General features: G+C 41.4%; 22 protein-coding genes and 2 pseudogenes. 6 read left to right on the top strand and 18 right to left on the bottom strand.

Annotated features, from left to right (window positions below):
- Window positions 1–32: 32 nt before the first annotated feature.
- The 6 genes and pseudogenes from H5647_RS11775 to H5647_RS22430 all read right to left on the bottom strand — a co-directional run bounded on the left by H5647_RS11775 (window position 33) and on the right by H5647_RS22430 (window position 3,471).
- Window positions 33–281: a hypothetical protein gene (locus H5647_RS11775; RefSeq protein ID WP_162926375.1), complete on the bottom strand. Its 249-nt coding sequence runs from the start codon at window positions 279–281 to the stop codon at window positions 33–35.
- Window positions 282–444: 163 nt separating this feature from the next.
- On the bottom strand, window positions 445–756 hold the full coding sequence (locus H5647_RS22435) for a group II intron maturase-specific domain-containing protein (RefSeq protein ID WP_408034026.1): 312 nt from the start codon (window positions 754–756) through the stop codon (window positions 445–447).
- 176 nt (window positions 757–932) lie between these two features.
- Window positions 933–1,283: pseudogene (locus H5647_RS11765) on the bottom strand (integrase core domain-containing protein); the annotation flags it as partial.
- Between the two features lie 2 nt (window positions 1,284–1,285).
- Window positions 1,286–1,795, bottom strand: coding sequence for a hypothetical protein (locus H5647_RS11760; RefSeq protein WP_045858754.1), 510 nt, complete (start codon window positions 1,793–1,795; stop codon window positions 1,286–1,288).
- 233 nt (window positions 1,796–2,028) lie between these two features.
- Window positions 2,029–2,256 (bottom strand): annotated as a pseudogene (locus tag H5647_RS22545) (transposase); the annotation flags it as partial.
- A gap of 3 nt (window positions 2,257–2,259) precedes the next feature.
- Window positions 2,260–3,471 carry an acyltransferase family protein gene (locus H5647_RS22430; RefSeq protein WP_408034025.1) on the bottom strand — a complete coding sequence of 404 codons (1,212 nt, stop codon included), beginning with the start codon at window positions 3,469–3,471 and terminating at the stop codon, window positions 2,260–2,262.
- 571 nt (window positions 3,472–4,042) lie between these two features.
- On the opposite strand from H5647_RS22430, the gene tnpA reads away from it, so the two are divergent.
- From tnpA to H5647_RS11730, 4 genes are all read left to right on the top strand, one after another.
- Entirely contained in the window at window positions 4,043–4,336 is a 294-nt protein-coding gene (tnpA, locus tag H5647_RS11745) for an IS66 family insertion sequence element accessory protein TnpA (protein WP_045856576.1), read from the top strand.
- Window positions 4,333–4,689 carry an IS66 family insertion sequence element accessory protein TnpB gene (gene tnpB / locus H5647_RS11740; protein ID WP_045858751.1) on the top strand — a complete coding sequence of 119 codons (357 nt, stop codon included), beginning with the start codon at window positions 4,333–4,335 and terminating at the stop codon, window positions 4,687–4,689. The genes tnpA and tnpB overlap by 4 nt, the downstream gene beginning before the upstream one ends.
- A gap of 23 nt (window positions 4,690–4,712) precedes the next feature.
- Window positions 4,713–6,218 carry an IS66 family transposase gene (gene tnpC, locus H5647_RS11735; RefSeq protein WP_045856572.1) on the top strand — a complete coding sequence of 502 codons (1,506 nt, stop codon included), beginning with the start codon at window positions 4,713–4,715 and terminating at the stop codon, window positions 6,216–6,218.
- A gap of 204 nt (window positions 6,219–6,422) precedes the next feature.
- Window positions 6,423–6,566, top strand: coding sequence for a hypothetical protein (locus H5647_RS11730; RefSeq protein ID WP_162926373.1), 144 nt, complete (start codon window positions 6,423–6,425; stop codon window positions 6,564–6,566).
- A gap of 187 nt (window positions 6,567–6,753) precedes the next feature.
- Here the strand turns inward: H5647_RS11730 and H5647_RS11725 are convergent, their stop codons facing one another.
- From H5647_RS11725 to H5647_RS11690, 8 genes are all read right to left on the bottom strand, one after another.
- The gene (locus tag H5647_RS11725) at window positions 6,754–7,008 is read right to left on the bottom strand and encodes a hypothetical protein (protein WP_045858749.1); all 255 of its coding nucleotides are present in this window, start codon (window positions 7,006–7,008) and stop codon (window positions 6,754–6,756) included.
- Window positions 7,009–7,137: 129 nt separating this feature from the next.
- A complete protein-coding gene (locus H5647_RS11720) occupies window positions 7,138–7,800 on the bottom strand; it encodes a DUF4349 domain-containing protein (RefSeq protein WP_045858747.1) in 663 nt (220 codons plus the stop codon).
- 144 nt (window positions 7,801–7,944) lie between these two features.
- The gene (locus H5647_RS11715) at window positions 7,945–8,385 is read right to left on the bottom strand and encodes a hypothetical protein (RefSeq protein WP_045857951.1); all 441 of its coding nucleotides are present in this window, start codon (window positions 8,383–8,385) and stop codon (window positions 7,945–7,947) included.
- 124 nt (window positions 8,386–8,509) lie between these two features.
- Window positions 8,510–9,013, bottom strand: a complete 504-nt coding sequence (locus H5647_RS11710) for a hypothetical protein (protein ID WP_045856505.1) — start codon at window positions 9,011–9,013, stop codon at window positions 8,510–8,512.
- Between the two features lie 102 nt (window positions 9,014–9,115).
- Entirely contained in the window at window positions 9,116–9,883 is a 768-nt protein-coding gene (locus H5647_RS11705) for a hypothetical protein (protein WP_045858854.1), read from the bottom strand.
- A gap of 143 nt (window positions 9,884–10,026) precedes the next feature.
- A complete protein-coding gene (locus H5647_RS11700; protein ID WP_045858746.1) occupies window positions 10,027–10,509 on the bottom strand; it encodes a hypothetical protein in 483 nt (160 codons plus the stop codon).
- A gap of 93 nt (window positions 10,510–10,602) precedes the next feature.
- Window positions 10,603–10,923 carry a hypothetical protein gene (locus H5647_RS11695; RefSeq protein ID WP_162926372.1) on the bottom strand — a complete coding sequence of 107 codons (321 nt, stop codon included), beginning with the start codon at window positions 10,921–10,923 and terminating at the stop codon, window positions 10,603–10,605.
- A gap of 121 nt (window positions 10,924–11,044) precedes the next feature.
- The gene (locus H5647_RS11690; protein WP_045858714.1) at window positions 11,045–11,488 is read right to left on the bottom strand and encodes an Ig-like domain-containing protein; all 444 of its coding nucleotides are present in this window, start codon (window positions 11,486–11,488) and stop codon (window positions 11,045–11,047) included.
- 64 nt (window positions 11,489–11,552) lie between these two features.
- Between H5647_RS11690 and H5647_RS11685 the strand changes: the two genes are divergently transcribed.
- Both H5647_RS11685 and H5647_RS11680 read left to right on the top strand, forming a co-directional pair.
- Window positions 11,553–11,870: a transposase gene (locus tag H5647_RS11685; protein ID WP_045856786.1), complete on the top strand. Its 318-nt coding sequence runs from the start codon at window positions 11,553–11,555 to the stop codon at window positions 11,868–11,870.
- On the top strand, window positions 11,825–12,736 hold the full coding sequence (locus H5647_RS11680; RefSeq protein ID WP_121495349.1) for an IS3 family transposase: 912 nt from the start codon (window positions 11,825–11,827) through the stop codon (window positions 12,734–12,736). Before H5647_RS11685 ends, H5647_RS11680 begins: the two co-directional genes overlap by 46 nt.
- Window positions 12,737–12,887: 151 nt before the next feature.
- On the opposite strand, the gene H5647_RS11675 is transcribed toward H5647_RS11680, so the two are convergent.
- The 4 genes from H5647_RS11675 to H5647_RS11660 form a co-directional block, all read right to left on the bottom strand.
- Complete coding sequence (locus tag H5647_RS11675) at window positions 12,888–13,250, bottom strand: hypothetical protein (protein ID WP_045858743.1); 363 nt, start codon at window positions 13,248–13,250, stop codon at window positions 12,888–12,890.
- Window positions 13,251–13,672: 422 nt separating this feature from the next.
- Window positions 13,673–13,969, bottom strand: coding sequence for a hypothetical protein (locus H5647_RS11670; RefSeq protein WP_045858741.1), 297 nt, complete (start codon window positions 13,967–13,969; stop codon window positions 13,673–13,675).
- Window positions 13,970–14,854: 885 nt separating this feature from the next.
- Window positions 14,855–15,718, bottom strand: a complete 864-nt coding sequence (locus tag H5647_RS11665; RefSeq protein WP_045858737.1) for a restriction endonuclease — start codon at window positions 15,716–15,718, stop codon at window positions 14,855–14,857.
- Between the two features lie 144 nt (window positions 15,719–15,862).
- Window positions 15,863–16,360, bottom strand: coding sequence for a hypothetical protein (locus H5647_RS11660; RefSeq protein WP_045858642.1), 498 nt, complete (start codon window positions 16,358–16,360; stop codon window positions 15,863–15,865).
- Between the last annotated feature and the right edge of the window lie 3 nt (window positions 16,361–16,363).

Here is a 16,363-nt window from a genome sequence, read left to right as displayed (position 1 = left end):
ACATTTTACCCGGTATTCCCTGACCATGATATTCATGGCCTAACCACTACACCACCAACACCTATAACCTCTTTATTTTCATCTTCATCTTCATCGCCAACAACCTTAAAGACTCCGAAACCAATATGACCAATCGCGAGCCCCCTATCCTTTACAATAATATGGCGCTGAGGTTCGGCCCAAGTAAACTCACGCCCCTCAGCTGGGAAAACGTTGTCATTCCAGTGAAAGAGATGATTCGAGTCCATCTTTTCGATTTCAGACTGTATGAATATTTCCACGATATAAGACCTAGTAACGCTGAGTGAACGAGCAAAAATTATTCCGTGCTTTGTGTGAAAAAATGGTCGAGTAGGCCAAGGGAACCGCCCCCTTAACCTCTCACAGAACCGTACTTGAAACTCTCGCTTCATACGGCTCTCCCTGCCCAACCTTTTTTTTCAATCATCTAAGCAACACTCCAATGGGGAAACCAACGAGAATTTCCTTCCTTATTGGGTTAACCCGACGTGCTGCCTGCATCAGTGTCTTGAGCTTTTTGTATTTAGCTTTCCCCCAACGACTCAAACGCTTATCGAAGTGGAATAATACATTACGGATAATGCTAGCCCCAAACAGACTATAGTAGTTCATCCAACCACGTAGCCTGTTACTCCTGTAACTATTTATGTCCTTCAACTCTTTCTGACACCAACACTTCCAAGGCCAGCTATTTATTTCATGCCGTATTCCCTTAGCCGATTTCTGACCAATCACTGCAAGAAAATAAAGTCCTTGCCCACCTTTTCTTGTCTTGATCCAGCGAAGCCTAAACGTATAACCTAGAAAATCAAAGGCTACGCATTTATATTTCCCTCTATTGAACCCGACTTTGCATGTTCTGGCCAAGTAAAACCGGACACCTATTTTTATAAATCCCCTGCTAACACGCTTCACTTGTTGACTGCAGAATCGAAGTGCCGAACCTGCTCTGTTCGAGCAGAACCGACTCTTCCATTTTGCAGAACATACTTGGATTCTTCGTATTTTATTGGCGATAAATTTTCATTCGCCGAATGCAAACGATGTACATTGTAGTAGCGCATATATTTGCCCACGTCAGTCTTCATGTGCGCTCTTGTCGGCTGCGCAATATTAAATATCCGATCGTGTTTAAGGCTTCCGAAGAAGCGTTCAACAACCGCATTATCCCAACAGGCACCAACGTACCCCATACTCGCCCGAATATCGTAAGCAGTTAGAAGTTTTCGATAGCGCTTACGGGTATATTGTGAGCCTCTATCGACTAGTACCTTTTTTGGATAAGTTCTACGCCTTTGGAGTTAAGCTTGCCATCAACAAAGTTGAATACAAAAGCTTCTAGATCGTAACCCAATAAATCCCCATCTTTCATGTCGTTCTCATCGAAACCTTCGCGCATTACATACTTGGTCTCGCCAACGGGCAACACAATCTTTCCTGTAAACCATTCAGCTTTAATTGGGTATTCCTGGCCTCCGAAAAGTAATTTAGCCTCAACCGGTTCATACCCATTGCTACATGGATTTTTTTCTAAACCTCTTAGCCAAAGAAAACTATCTTTAAGCTCCCACCGAGCCTTATAGCCCCGCCAACTAGCTGAACACAGCTCTTGATTTAAAATCGACGAGAGCTTGTCATGACCATACAATTGATTCAGCGGTAGCTCTCTAATTGAGTAACGAGCCTCACCAACACTCAGTACATCTTTAATTTGCTCAGTGGCAAAGCAGCTTGCACCTATAAACCATATTGATAACAACAAATATTTTTTCATATCGAAGCCATGAAGAGTTCTAACGAGCCTGTAGAAAAACATAATCCACAATCAGTTATCCACAAGCTTATATTTATTATTTCATTGCCTGCCATTTAAGCAGATTTCATTAACATAATCACGATTATGCGATTTAGCATCGCGTATTTGTGGATATGTCTGTGTATTTAAGCAATTCTTCCGTAATTCTTAATCTTTTCGATGTTGTGTATCAAACTAAATAAATACCACTACCCTTGCACCTTCTCTTTACCGCGTAATGAGAAGCGATTTAATCCTTTATTCGTACCGATATTTCCAAAAACCAGTTCCACAACTGACATTCGATGACTGTAATACAGCTTTCCTTTTTTACTATCAACGCGCTTACGCATCCAATCGCTAGGTGTCTTGCCGTTTGTATAGGTAGTTTATACCTGTCGGCCATATCCCTCACGTGTGTCCGCAGATTCTGGATTACGCGGCTATTTTGCCCCAAAGGTAAATCTCATGATTTTAAAAGGCCGTATATACAAGTGATAAATAGACGCGCTAATTAAGAAGCACGCAACAAGTAAAAATCCATACTTAAATGCAGCATCGTCCCGAGTTTGTACAACATAGTAGCCTACTACTACAATAACTGTTTGGTGCAAGATATAGAAGGGATATACAGCGTTGTTACAATACGTGAGCACCTTACCTCCATTTTTTATATATCTCTTTCCATATCCGAGTATCGTCAACACCCACAACCATGAATTTACGTTAAGCAACGCCAGGTACAACCATGACATAGGATGACTTAGCCAATTATCCCATATGTTTTTCGGTTCCAATCCGTTCCACCGTACAATGTTTATTGCAATGATGGATGCAAATGCCAAACGAAATAATAGTGCTCTATTAAGCTCTATAGCTAACATAATCTGCTTATACTTATACGAAAACAACCCGGCAAATACAAAGAAAATAAACTGAGAGTGCCTCGCGTAATCGTGTATTAGGTCGTATGTTACAGGGTAATGGACACTCAGAATCGTATACGGAATGATTGCAATTACCACAAACAGAGCGATTAGAAGTAAAGTGCTTTGAGATTCTGTCTCAAGCACAGCAATACCACGAAACTTTTGGAGAAAACGAAACGCGGGTATCGATATAATATTATAAAGAAATAGATAAGGTATAAACCAAAGGTGCAACCAGTGAAAATTTCCGTTTGGCCACCAATTAAATTGTAAAAATGTTTTATAGAACTCTAAATACGTAAAATCATTTCCTTGCAGCCTTCGCTCAAAATAAATCTGAGGTGCAACCAAAATAAATATCCAAATTACTGTCGGGATGATTAATCGACTAAATCGCTGAATAATAAATTTTGTATTGGATAGCTTTTCAAGAAGAATGCAAGAAATAAATCCTGACACGAAAAACAACAGAGGCATTCTAAAAAACGCCATCCAGTAATTCACTTCCATTAAAACATTGCTTTGGGTATTGTTTTTAATATGCCAATCCCACTCTGCTACGAATACCATGTTTACGTGATAAATGAACATTAGTAGAATGGCTATAACCCTTAAAAAGTCAATATAGACATGCCTTTCTATTTGACTTTGACTAGATAATTCCTTTTCCAAACAGTCCTCCAATTTAGACGAGTGTATATTTTTAAAGCATAACGCCGCTGTCACCGGACAGTTAGGCGGAGTTGTAATTTTTGTTAACGGAGCGGAGTGCAGTGCAGTGCAGTGCACTGCAAAAATTCCAAGCGTAGCCTAGCTGTTCCGGTGCACAGCTTTGTTATAACTTGTTTGTATTTACCGAGGCGTTGCAGTGCATGCAAGTAATATTACCAGTAAACCACTTGATTGCGGTATATACCCAACCGTAAAAATTAGATTTTTGAGCATGCTTTGGTTTTTTTACGCCTTGAGCCGTTAGCATTTTATTGCACTCAGGGCAGCGAACACTAAAACTTAACACCGCATGTATTAGGCCAAAAATAAGGAGCCCTACAAAACCCACCGAAAAAAACAGGGCCAGATTTTATAATGATGACATTACCCCAACAAGACCTAACATCATAATAAATAAAAACACCCACGTAATGTAGATTGCTACCCCATTTATCTTTCCGATTATAACTCTATTCATTGTTCCAACTTCTGATGCCGTTATAACGTAAGCGCCAATCCAACCCCATCTATCAGCAGAGCTAGACATTCAGTACCCTAATGCCTCCACTAAATAACCGGAGGGATCATGCGAAAATACAAAAAGTACGACTGGCCAAAACTCATTGAAGCGTTTAAACAAAGCGGCCAGACTCAAACTCAGTACTGCAAAGACCAAAAAATAAACTCCAGCTACTTCAACCAGCAACTGAACAAACGCCTAAGTCGCAATCAATCTAAGTTTGTTGCCGTTGGTGTTGAGTCGACTAAGATAGGCACCGTAGATACAAACTTTACGATTGCTGTTGGTCGCTGCAAAATCCAGTGTCCTGCCAATATGCCGATGCAGTCACTTTTGACCTTGGTGCATAGCTTAGCATGATTCATTGGAATGATGATATTGAGGTCTATCTGCATAGAGATCCGGTTGATTTTCGTAAAGCGATAAACGGTCTATCGCTTATCGTATCTGAAGAAATGGAGTTATCGCCTTTTGATCGCGCTGTTTTTGTTTTCTGCAATAAGCGCTGCTCCCAGCTCAAAGTGCTTTACTGGGATGAGTCAGGATTTGTACTTTGGCAAAAGCGTCTAGAGAAAGAGCGGTTCAAGTGGCCTAAGCGTTCAAAGAAAGAAACCATAAAGCTTAGTGGTGAGCAATGGCTCTGGCTGCTACGTGGCTTCGATATTATGCAAATTAAGCCTCATAAAACGCTAAGTTATCGCTCCGTTGGCTAGTGTTTTTGGTATAATCCAGCACCATGAATACCGTGGTGAAACTTGAAAAAGAAAATTCGGAATTGCGAGAAAAGCTTGCTAAGAGAGATGCGCAAGTTGAATCACTGAAGGAGCAAATTCGTCTCTTCCTTCATCGTAAATTTTCACCCTCAAGCGAAAAAGCTTCTCCTGATCAAGTCGGTCTCTTTAATGAGGCTGAATCCATTGCCGAAGAGGCAGCTTTTGAGCAAGAAGCAGATACCACAATAGTCAAGTCTCACGAGCGTACACGTAAGCCACGCATCAGCATTCCCGAAGAGCTTCCAAGAGAAGACATTATTCATGATCTATCCGAAGAGGATAAAGTCTGCCCACATGATGGTGCGGAGCTAGAGCTTATCGGTAGTGATGATTTAGAACAGCTCGATATTATTCCTGCTCAAATCAAAGTCATTCGTCATCGACGATTAAAGTATGCCTGCCCGTGCTGTGAAGAGCATGTCAAAACAGCAGCGCGGTCCACCAAACTACCAATAGAGAAAAGTATCGCCAGCCCAGGGTTACTTGCCTATGTGGCGGTTCAAAAGTATTGCGATGCGTTACCGCTTTATCGCCAAAGCGACATGTTTAAACGTATTGGTATTCACTTGGATCGTACCAACCTCGCCAACTGGATGGTAAAAGTTGGAGATCTTGTACAGCCTTTCATTGATCGTTTACAAGAGCATTTACAGCAACAAACACTCTTGCACTTAGATGAAACAACACTGCAAGTCTTAGATGAACCGGGGAAAACGGCGCAAAGTAAAAGTTATTTATGGTTAATGGCAAGTTTTGGTGATCGGCCTGCATTGCTTTATCGTTATTCAGCATCGCGATCACAAGAAACACCCAATACCTTACTATCAAATCAAACCGCCGCCATTATGGTGGACGGCTATGAGGGTTATCAGCCTGCATGCGAAAAATATAATATTACTCGCATAGGATGTTGGGCTCATGCGCGAAGAAAGTTCGTTGAAGCACAAAAAGTTCAACCAAAAGGAAAAATAGGTAAAGCGGATGTTGCAATTAACGAAATCAAGAAGCTTTACGCGATAGAGGCAGCAACCAAACACGATCCTCCGGATAAGCGTTATAGAATCAGACAGGAAAAAGCAAAGCCTATTCTTGAAAATTTGAAAAGATGGCTGGATAAAAGTCTTCTCACTATTCCGCCGGAAACGGCTGTGGGCAAAGCGTTGTCGTATCTATCGAACCAATGGGCAAGGCTTGCAGCTTACATTGATGATGGCTCGTACCCAATTGACAATAATGCAGCTGAACGCTCTATCCGTCCATTTACTATTGGTAGAAAAAATTGGCTCTTTGCAAAGAGTCAAGCTGGTGCACGAGCGAGTGCAAACATTTATAGTCTTGTTGAGACAGCAAAGGCCAATGGACTAAACCCGTATAACTATTTACGCTATGTCTTTGAAACGCTACCCAACTTAAACAGTACCGACATGGATGATCTGTTACCTTGGAATATTAAACACTCTGACCTGTAGTTGGATTGGCGCTTACGTTATAACGCCCCATTAAGAGGCAAACAATGGTTGGCTAAAATAGGCGACGAAGGAGCAAATAGCCAACTGTTATTTGTCCTTTTGAATGACTTGTTGAACCAAGCCGCTACGCGGCAAAGTTAAAATCCTTATGTATTAGATAATTCCTCTCCGAGCAAGCCCGCTCGTTAACGAGAGGAATATCTAATGAACAAAACACAGCAAAAACGATTCGATTCACTGTACCGCAAGCATGTTAGCGCATTGAAACGGCAAGGCAAAGCCGATACAACTATCGATGTTTATTCTCGCGCCCTTAGGCGTATTACAGCGTTTTTCGACTGCAAATAATAGGACATCCATGTTAACGATTGTTTTTCTCTTAACGTGGCTGTCCGATTATTTTGTCATTAGGCGTCTTAGTTTTAACTCGGCGTTAACATGGGTGTCCGGTTATCGCTCAAAGCAGAGACGAGCCGTCAGGCGAGTCCTGCTGGCTTTTCTTGATAACCTGGGACAGCTACGAAGCTAGTTTTTTCTAGCCATTAATATCTTCGCTTTCATTTTGCTCTAGAGATTCCCGGGCATCAAGAACATCCCACATCTCATTTTGATGAAGCCAGATTGGACTTGCATTTTGCTCAATCCATTCATCTTTAGGAATACCATCAATCATTTCCGGTCGCTTAACTCGAACCTGCTTTCCGTTCATGAAAACCCACATGTATTTTTTTTGTCTTTCAGCTTTCGCTTTCTTTTGCGCTGCTGTCAATTTCTTTTTAACTTTTGCCATATGTAAAATTGGGTTCTAACGCTTGTATCACACGCAAAAACTGTGGCGTGTAGTTTGTGTAAAATGGGCGCAGCCCATACACAAACGGAGCGACGCAGTTTTTGCGTGTGAATACACTTGTTACATTTTTTACTTAATAATAAATAATTTCTTTACTACCCAAAAAACGCCTTTACTAACATAACCTAATGGACCGTAAATTGTACGTGATTCCAATGAGATATTAACCTCAGACATCTCCACCTGGCCCATGAGCAATTTACGGCGCCCCTCAATTCTGTCAAGTTCCGATTGAATATCTGCGAGCTCTTTCTCAATACCTACTATCTCTGTCACAGTTTTTGCTGACTTTAGCAATTCTCGGTATCGATCACGAAGCATGTGAAGGTTTTTAACTCGGGCATCAATATCAATGATTTCTTCGGTAACATCTCTCGAAGAGATTGATTGCGAAGTCACTTTGCCAATCCCACCTAAACTCACAATAAAATTATCAAGCTTTGGCTCAGGAACCTTTAATGAGATTCTGGTTAAAGTTTCGTCTCGTGACGAAATGGACATAATAAAACCTGAGTTATTTGAAACAAGTTCATTGACAAAATCTGTAGCCGTATTGATGTCGTTAACCTCGATATCAATTGAGGCACTACGAATAATGTAGCGTTCTGATTCTGAGCGGTTATCTTTAGCCTTGAAACTGTCAAAGCCACCAATTTTTGCTGAATTAGCGGAGCATCCAATTATTGCCACTAAAGCAATTAGTATTGGTAATATTTTAAAAAAACGAAGCATGATTTTTCCAATTAGGGAGAATGTAACGCCTATGTAAGAGGCATTTTTGTAGTTGATTGTTTTGTGCTATTTAAGCACAAAACGAGCGACGGAAAAAATGTCCTTCTTGACATATTTGTTAGGCAATAATTTTTATTAAACAACTTATTTATCAAGAGATTTTTCCCAAAGCACCTGACTACCAGTTGCATATGGGGCATCAACAGTTGGTTTAGCCCAGTGTAAAGTAATTTTCGCCGTGCCAGTTGCTATTTTAGATAGAGTTAATTCGATTCTCTCGTCATAGCAGTTTGCCAAGATAATATAGGGATCTCGATCGGGATTGATTCGAATATGCTCTGCCCCCATAAATTCGAGATTGTCTGGAATATCTGACCGGTAGATCTCCTTCCCGTAACTGTCTTCCGGAATCTGTTCGGCTAGCTTATGTACTTCATAATAGATTTTTTCTAATTCTTCCTGTGTAAGCTGCCTTGCTCTTTCTACATCAGGGTGAGATTCTTGCGCAATACATCCGAATCCACTATGAGGATCACATGCTGGCAAGATTATCAACAAAAGAAAACAAGCTATTATTTTGTACATAAGTCAAATTTTGGGAGCCTAACGCCTGTGTATGAGGCATTTTTTATGTAGTGTAGTTTTGGGGTACAGTGGCGCAGCCACCCCAAAACGAAGCGAAGTAAAAAATGTCCTTATGACACATTTGTTAGGGCTTTGGCGGATTTTCATAAGTTAATACTCTAATGCTCCGCGTTCCTATTTTGGACTTTAAATATTGCGTAACGGCCGCTGTGGCCGATTTTACACTTTGCCGCTCCTTCTCGTCTGTAAGGAAGTTATTTTTACCGTGCTCTAACTCCATCTCTCTGAATACAACTTTCACGCTCGATTTAGAAATTTCAACATAGGCTTGAACGTAAATATTTTCGCCCAACTTAAAGCCAAGGTTTTGGGTATGTCCGGTTGCTGGTAACAGCCCAAAAGATACACTCTGATTAGTACGCTCGAAATCAAACTCTCTTAGAACCTGAGTAATTTCCTCTGCGGCAATATCCACATCCTCATTCGAAAGAAATAGTTTACCCGAATCACTATCTGCAACAAAGCCAGCTTCAACTTCCTGTAAACTCTGAGTCTTGAGCATTGCACTAGGCGGAATACAGCCTGCCAAAAAACACACGAAGAAAAGAATTGTAATGCTTAATTTCATATTGGCCCTAACGCCACAATAACCGAGCGGAGCTAAGCGTGGTATTGTGAGCAAAGCGAACCACGCTTAGCGGAGTCCGGTTGATTGTTTTGTTAAATGCGCCTAACACGGTACTACCGAGAACGCTGAACCCAAGGCATTGGCTATTCCGTTTATTACCTCGGTTGTAACTCGCGCTTTATTTAGTGCGATATCTATTAGTACACCAAATATAACCGAGACATACGCCAAATAGCCAAACCCCATATAATCGTTGTACAAAATGGTATAGAACCAATCTTGGCCATATATGTAAATTGCCGAGGATATTATTGTAGCCAAAACCAGAAGTAATCCAGGTAAAAACAAATGTGCCATAGCTCGTGGCTTTGCGAAGGACACCACTAGGAGAATAAGGAACATCGTAAGATTTGACCCAAGAAATATCCGTAGATCAAATTTCAGGTTACTAACTATTTCGATGTATTTTCCTTTGATTAGATCACCCAAGGTATCTTGAGCAACTTTTATGCTCTTGAGGCGATCCAAGTATCCCGATGTAATTGACTGAGCCAATGCTTTTTTCCTTTCACAATCATAGCCACACATAGAGGCGATGACACTTGCAATCTTCTCTGGCAGGTTGTTATCTAAATCCTCTTGTATTTTTTCAGATTCCAATCCAAGGCTTTCTGCGACATTTAGAGCTTTACTCGCAACGCTAGAATCTACTATAGATTGCTGCTTTTCTCTGACTTCCTTTTCTATTTGGTATTTCACGAATCCTTTCGCTGACTCTTCAATAACCCCCGGCGATACAAAGGTTACAGAGAACAGAATTCCGAAAATTAATATTCCGAATAATCCGATTGATCTTAGTGTAATACTCATAGCTTCCTTAGCATTTAACGCCAAAATCACCTGAAAAATTAAGCAGTGAAAAGGCATTGATAATAGTTTTTGTTCCAGTTTACCGCCTGACTACAACCAAGGCGATGCTTAATTTTGTCAGGTGCATTTTCTTGTTAGCAATCTCATGGTACAGGACTATGCCTGATCCCGAATGACAATCGTTCGTCCGGCTGACTAAATCGACTATCTATTGAGTGTACCGTTAACCTTACAGTAACTTTTTTTGGAAAGAGTTTCCAAGAGATAGATTTCAGCTGGTTAAACGACAAGGATTTATAGCACTTTTCATCGCCCAAAAAACCGGCTCTAAGTTTTAGGTTTTGGCTTTCAATTATTTTCTCCTTCCGGAGAACCTCTATAAGCACTTCCCAATTCAATTTATCTACCCTGGTGCCATCTCTATTTGCTAGAAAAAGATCCTTGGGGAGAATACAATCAGAATCATAAATAACGATTTCTGGCCTTACAAACCTTTTAGGCGTAAAGGTGTAACTCCGAACCTCTCCCTGCTTGTAGAAGAAATATTCGTCTTCAATCCACGGCTCATGATTTGAACAGGCCTCACTGGTCATAAGCATTAATATGATTGCAATATATTTGTTCATTTGGTTTGCTAACGCCCAAATATGGGGCCGAAATGTAAGCGCGAAGCGCTGGAATGGAGGTCCCAGCTGCGTAGCAGCGTCATGATTTGTTTGTTATATGAATTCATATTCGGTGGCACTTAACACTTTGATTTTGTGTTTTTCTTTAGTTGATTCTTCTCTGTTCTTCTTGAGTATATTAAGCGTGAAACCATCTTTTGTGCATTCTACTTCGTGAACAAACCAACGATCAATTTGAACCTCTTTAATAGTTGTTGTGTGGTTCAATCGGATCACAGTGTAAAGATGAGGATAACCTGCATCAGTTAAAACGATACTATTAGAATGTTCTTCACACTCGTGAGCCCAACCAATAGCATTTGCGTAACTGGAAAGAAAAAGAAGTGCTAGCAAGGTAAAAAATTCTTTCTTCATGGTTTTCATATAACGCCGCAATCACAGAGCAGTGAAGCGAAGTTGTAATTTATGTTAACGAAGCGGCAGCGTAGTGCATAAATTGCAAAACGTAGCTTTGCTGCTCCTGTGGATTGCTTTGTTAGTAGCGTGGCTGTAAGGATATTTTAGGCTCAAACTTAACTCCCTTACAGCCGACGGAATCTTCATTGAAGAAGCTGAAATCACCAAATTCCGTTTTGTGAGTTTGGAAGTCGGGATGAGTAACCTCAAAGTCTCCATAGCACCACACAAATGGTAAATCCATAATCTGGTGCCACCAATCTATCTCTGTAGCTGGCAGGAGTATAAACATACCATTTGAGTCCGTAACTCCGGTATCTGCTATATATTTTTCTGATGTGTATTTGTATTTGGTTTCGTAAACTCGACGACTTTGAACCCTGTTAACTGTTGCCCCACTAACTGGGTTCCCCAAAGTGTCAGTTACGACCCCTTGAATTAAAGGTGTAATAACTTCTCTCTCTGGGTAAATAACGCACCCGGAAAGTAACATAGCGACTAGTAAAACGAATGTGTATTTCATAAATAAGCTATAGAGCTACCCACGAAAAGTAGACACCTCATTCCCACCTAATGAGGTATTAATTATGACTAAAAAAACTAAGAACAAATACAACCATTACACCGAAGATTTTCGTAGGGAGGCCGTTCGACGCTCAGAAGGGCCTGACACCTCAGCTGCTGAAGTGGCGAGAGAGTTGGGTATTCACCCCGGTCAAATCTATAATTGGCGACGTCAATATAAGCGACTATCCGAAAAACAATTTAATGGTGTGAATGGTGTGGATTACTCAAAGCCTGAAAGCGAGACTGTACGCGAGCTGCAGCGGACAATAAGCGACCTGAAAGAAGAGAACGAATTCCTAAAAAAAGCGACGGCATACTTCAGCAAGCCAAGCTGGTGAGGTATGCCTACATGGAGTCGCTTCGTGGTCAATTCCCAATAATCAAGATGGCGGGGTGGTTAGCTGTCAGCAGATCAGGTTATTACAAATGGCGCGAACGAGAGCCTAGTTTCGAGTATGAGTATCGAGAAATGCTGCGCAAGGCTATCAGTGAGACTTTTGAGGAGTTTAAGGCACGATACGGTGCGCCTAGATTAATCTATGAGCTGCATGAAAAAGGCTTCGCTTGCTCAGTTAATCATGTTGCTAAAATTATGCAGGAAGAGGGTCTAAAGGCCCGTAACGGCAAACGCTTCAAGTATGGTCATCAAGGTTCAGGGGATAATAACTTCGCTGAAAACGTATTGGATCGCGACTTTGAGGCCACTAAGCCAAATGAAAAGTGGGTGTCGGACATTACCTATATACCGGTTAAGAACGGTCACGTTTACTTGGCGGTGATCATGGACTTGTTCTCCCGCAAGATCATTGGCTGGTCATTGGATAAAACAATGACCACGGATTTGATTTTAGATGCACTTAACATGGCCACCTCAAGTCGGGGATGCGAGCAAGGGTTGTTGCTTCACTCAGATCAGGGAGTGCAGTATCGATCCGGAGAATATGTCCTAGCGATGCACGATGCTGATATAACTCCCAGCATGAGCCGAAAGGGTAACTGTTGGGATAATGCGGCAATGGAATCCTTCTTCTCACGTCTGAAAGTAGAGGAAGTGTTTGGTCAATCGTACATAGGCTTAAATGACGCGTATTCAAGTGTGTTCGAATATATTGAATTGTTTTACAATCGCGTACGACGCCACTCTGCGAATGACTATATAAGCCCTGCAGAGTTTGAAGAAATTTATTACCAAGAGTGCGCCTAATATGGTGTCTACTTTTTGTGGGTAAGACCAGCTACTAACGCCGTTATAACCTGCATTTTGGGTGTAGTGTAGTGCTGTGCAACAATGAGCGCAGCGAATGCACAGAACGAAGCGTAGCCCAAAATGTCAGGTTTATAACTTTGTTATGTGACTACTGCGCATACGTGATTTCTTTTTGGTGCTTTACACCGCGATCATCTAGAGCCACGATGTAATGCTGCTCATTAGCAGGCCAGTAAAAATCTAACTCCTTAATGAATTCTAGGTTCACGTTAAGACTTTTAAACTGATCCTTAAGGCCCTTTGCCCAGTATGAAATAGATTTTTTGATTCTATCGCTTTCAAGTTGAGCGGGCGAGAACTCTCTCGTTATCCAATTAATATGGATGTCATAGCCCTTACGACGAATATTTTTCAATTCGTATAGGACGTACTCATCATCTACGTAATTTTCGTAGCTTGCAAAACTGTGCCCGAAATTGTGAATGGCTGAGTTTATATTCTTATACTTCATGGCTCAAAAGACACATAACGCCTTTAGCATGTGCGCCCGCCTTTTGGGCGTCGCATGGCTAAACTTGTTAAGGGCAGCACTGTATTAGCTAATTGTGCTGGACTTAGCCCGGCACAAACAAATGCGAAGCACTGCCCTTGATTATTAGTTGACGACAAAACGGAACACAGGGAACGGATGGATTGAGATGGATACAACACGCTAAACCCTCCATTGGTGCCACGTTGACGCGGTCTTTATTACAAGCCACTTTACCGGTTAAACACACGGACTGAAAGAGGCGGACGATCACTGCTAACTCGTTGGTGGAAAACCCTAAAACCACGAACAGCCTTTAACGCCGCCAGCATTTGCGCCCGAAAGTGGCGGCCTGTTTTTTTGGCCGACGCTTTTGGGCGTCAAATGACTGGCCTTGTTCTGTGTTACTTTCTAAACTCGTTTTCATTCTTACCAAGTATCCAAATTTGACTTTTTAATGGAACTGATTCTTTGGCTACATTTTGCAGCATACAATGATACAGCAATATCTTTGCCCTCGGAGTTTGGAATGGTATTTGAAAAAGTGCCTCACATTCGAAGGTATTACCCTCAGGGGTTTCAATTCTTAATTTTTCATGCTTCTCAAACACATAATCCTTTTCAGGAAACCCAGGGGCAACCACTAATCCGCGCCCTGAGATCATAAACGTATCTTCTACTTCAGCTAAATATGATTCCATACTCAATTACACAGAACGCCCGCAGCTGCGGACGCCTTGTAGTGACGAAGGAACGGAAAGGCGTTCCGACAGACTGCGTTTGTTATAAGCACGATATCAAATATCGATATCATCTACTTAATATTTAGTTTTCTTTTTACTTGTTGCCCAAAGATAGATAGTCATGCCTAAGCTAATAAGCAAACATATAGTTGATACTTTGAATATCAACTGTATGCCAGAATTTGGGCAGCCCCACATACACGTAGACATTAACCCGATGACCGATGCGGCTAATATCAAGAGATTTAACACCACTGCAATAAAATACTTCATCGCTCACCTGAGCTTATAACGCCTAAAGCAGCGGCCGGAGTGTAGGCGCGAAGCGCCGAAACGAAGGTCCAGCCCCGCAGGGGCGATGCTGGCTTTACTTGTTAGGTGCTTTACTGCTGAGTACATGCTTATAGCGACTAACCAAATACGCAACTGCTACACCACCATACAAAAATGCGAACTTTAATGGGTTTTCTCCAGGCTTTGGGTTTGGCAGTGAAATAGCCAGAAACCAAACGGAACAAATTATTACACATATCGATATAACGTCGCCGCAATAGCCACGAGCCTTCTTGGGCAAAAAACAAGCACCCACGACAATAGAACAAAAAGCAGCTGGCAAGTAATTTACGTACCATTCGTTTGTGGCCGTAGATGCCCACAGTAAAAATATTAAGGTACAGATCAGCCCGAATACGCCTACAATAACTCGCGTAGTTCTACTAATTTTAAACTTTTCCTGATCTGCCGTATCGCTCATTTGCACCTAACGCCGCCATAAACGGCGCGAGCTTGCGAGCGTCCGGCGACCAAAGGGAGCGAATTTAATGGCCTTGTTATATTCGTACTTCAATGCCAATCCTTTATTATCCGATTTGAAAACACAGCCGTTTTAGTGCCTTTGTGTAGGTATTCAATGACGCCAACAAGTTCTTTGGAATAGTCAATGTTAATTGGCATTTTTATTGGCAGTGATACAGAATAGCGGATTTTATATCCCCTCAACTTCAATTTAAGGCCATCGCAATAAATATAAGCATCATCAAATTTTCGTTCTTGTTCAAACTCTCCAGACTCGCCTCGATGATTGGCGCCAAGCCTTTCCTCTAGTTGCAAAACTGTGTATTTCTCAGCCTTCTCATTATCTTCGATAGTTATGAGGTCATTTCTCATATTTAGGTTGAACGGCTTACTTAAATCTAGATCGGTGTTTTCTTTCGCCCAATTGCCATCAATTTCAGGAGAGAAGCTAATCGTTCTTGCGGCAGAAACCAATTCCATATTTATTGCGATTTCTTTGATGAATGGGTTTCCGCTCTCATCTTGCCAATCTTCGTCAGACTTCCCGCGAACAATTAAAAGATCAATTTTATTAAATTCAGCTTTAGCTTTTGCACCTGATTGGTACCCTGTCTTTGTTGCGAACACAGCTTTTAAATCAGGTAAATCCCTAATCTTGCCTATTAAGGCATCTATCTTTTCCAGCGAAACTCTAGACTGATAATCTTTACACTCGATAACGGTCTTGTACGTTACCCCTGCAAGCTCATACTCCCAATAGAGGTCAAACTCCCTTTCCACACCGCAGTTATCGGTAATTTTCTTGTTGGTCTCAATTTTTACGTTCTTTTGCTTTATCAAGTCTTCAGAATCAAGCAAAGCTTGCTGCAAACTTTTTACAAATTGCTCGTAGTCTTTACCGTCATTTGCCACGGTAGCTCCTTAATTTCTGAGAGAATATAACGCCGTTAGCAACGGCCGTAGTGTAGGTGTTTTTGTGCGTTAGCGTAGCGATAAACGCATAAAAATACCGGAACGGAGGTCCAGCCCGCTTGCGGGCGAGGTTGGCTAACCTTGTTAAACATGTACTCCCCCGTTTAGGACAATACCAAATGAACAAACAGCTAAGAAAGCACCGAGAACTAAAAAGATGCATAAAGCAATAATTAGGTTCTTGCAACGCTTCCCATCTTTTTCTAGGCTATCTTTCTCTGTTTTCAATTTTTCATTACCCTCAGCCTCACTAAGGCGTAGTATCCGCACATAGTGCGCTAGGCAATCAGATGAGTAAAACCTGTGCGCAAGAGCCGCCAAGGAAGAAAGTAAAAAAGCAATTGGACCCAAAAAAAGAAAAACTACCGAGCTCATATTGGCATTGAGAGCTAACAGACCGCTCTCCCCGATTTCCAGCACGATGTTAGATACTAAAAACCCATATACAGCTATTCCCAATAACGCCAATCTCAATATTTCAGTAGAAAACGCCATATATTTTTCTAGTACTATGACATCTATTTTGTATCTATCTTCGTGAACCTTACTTCCGCCAAGATATTTTTCAGAAAATGTTCTCATGAC

Origin of the sequence: Teredinibacter purpureus (assembly GCF_014217335.1) — a bacterium.
Classification (GTDB): domain Bacteria; phylum Pseudomonadota; class Gammaproteobacteria; order Pseudomonadales; family Cellvibrionaceae; genus Teredinibacter; species Teredinibacter purpureus.
Note: the sequence above shows the minus strand (reverse complement) of the source record. Positions and strands in the feature narration are given on the sequence as shown.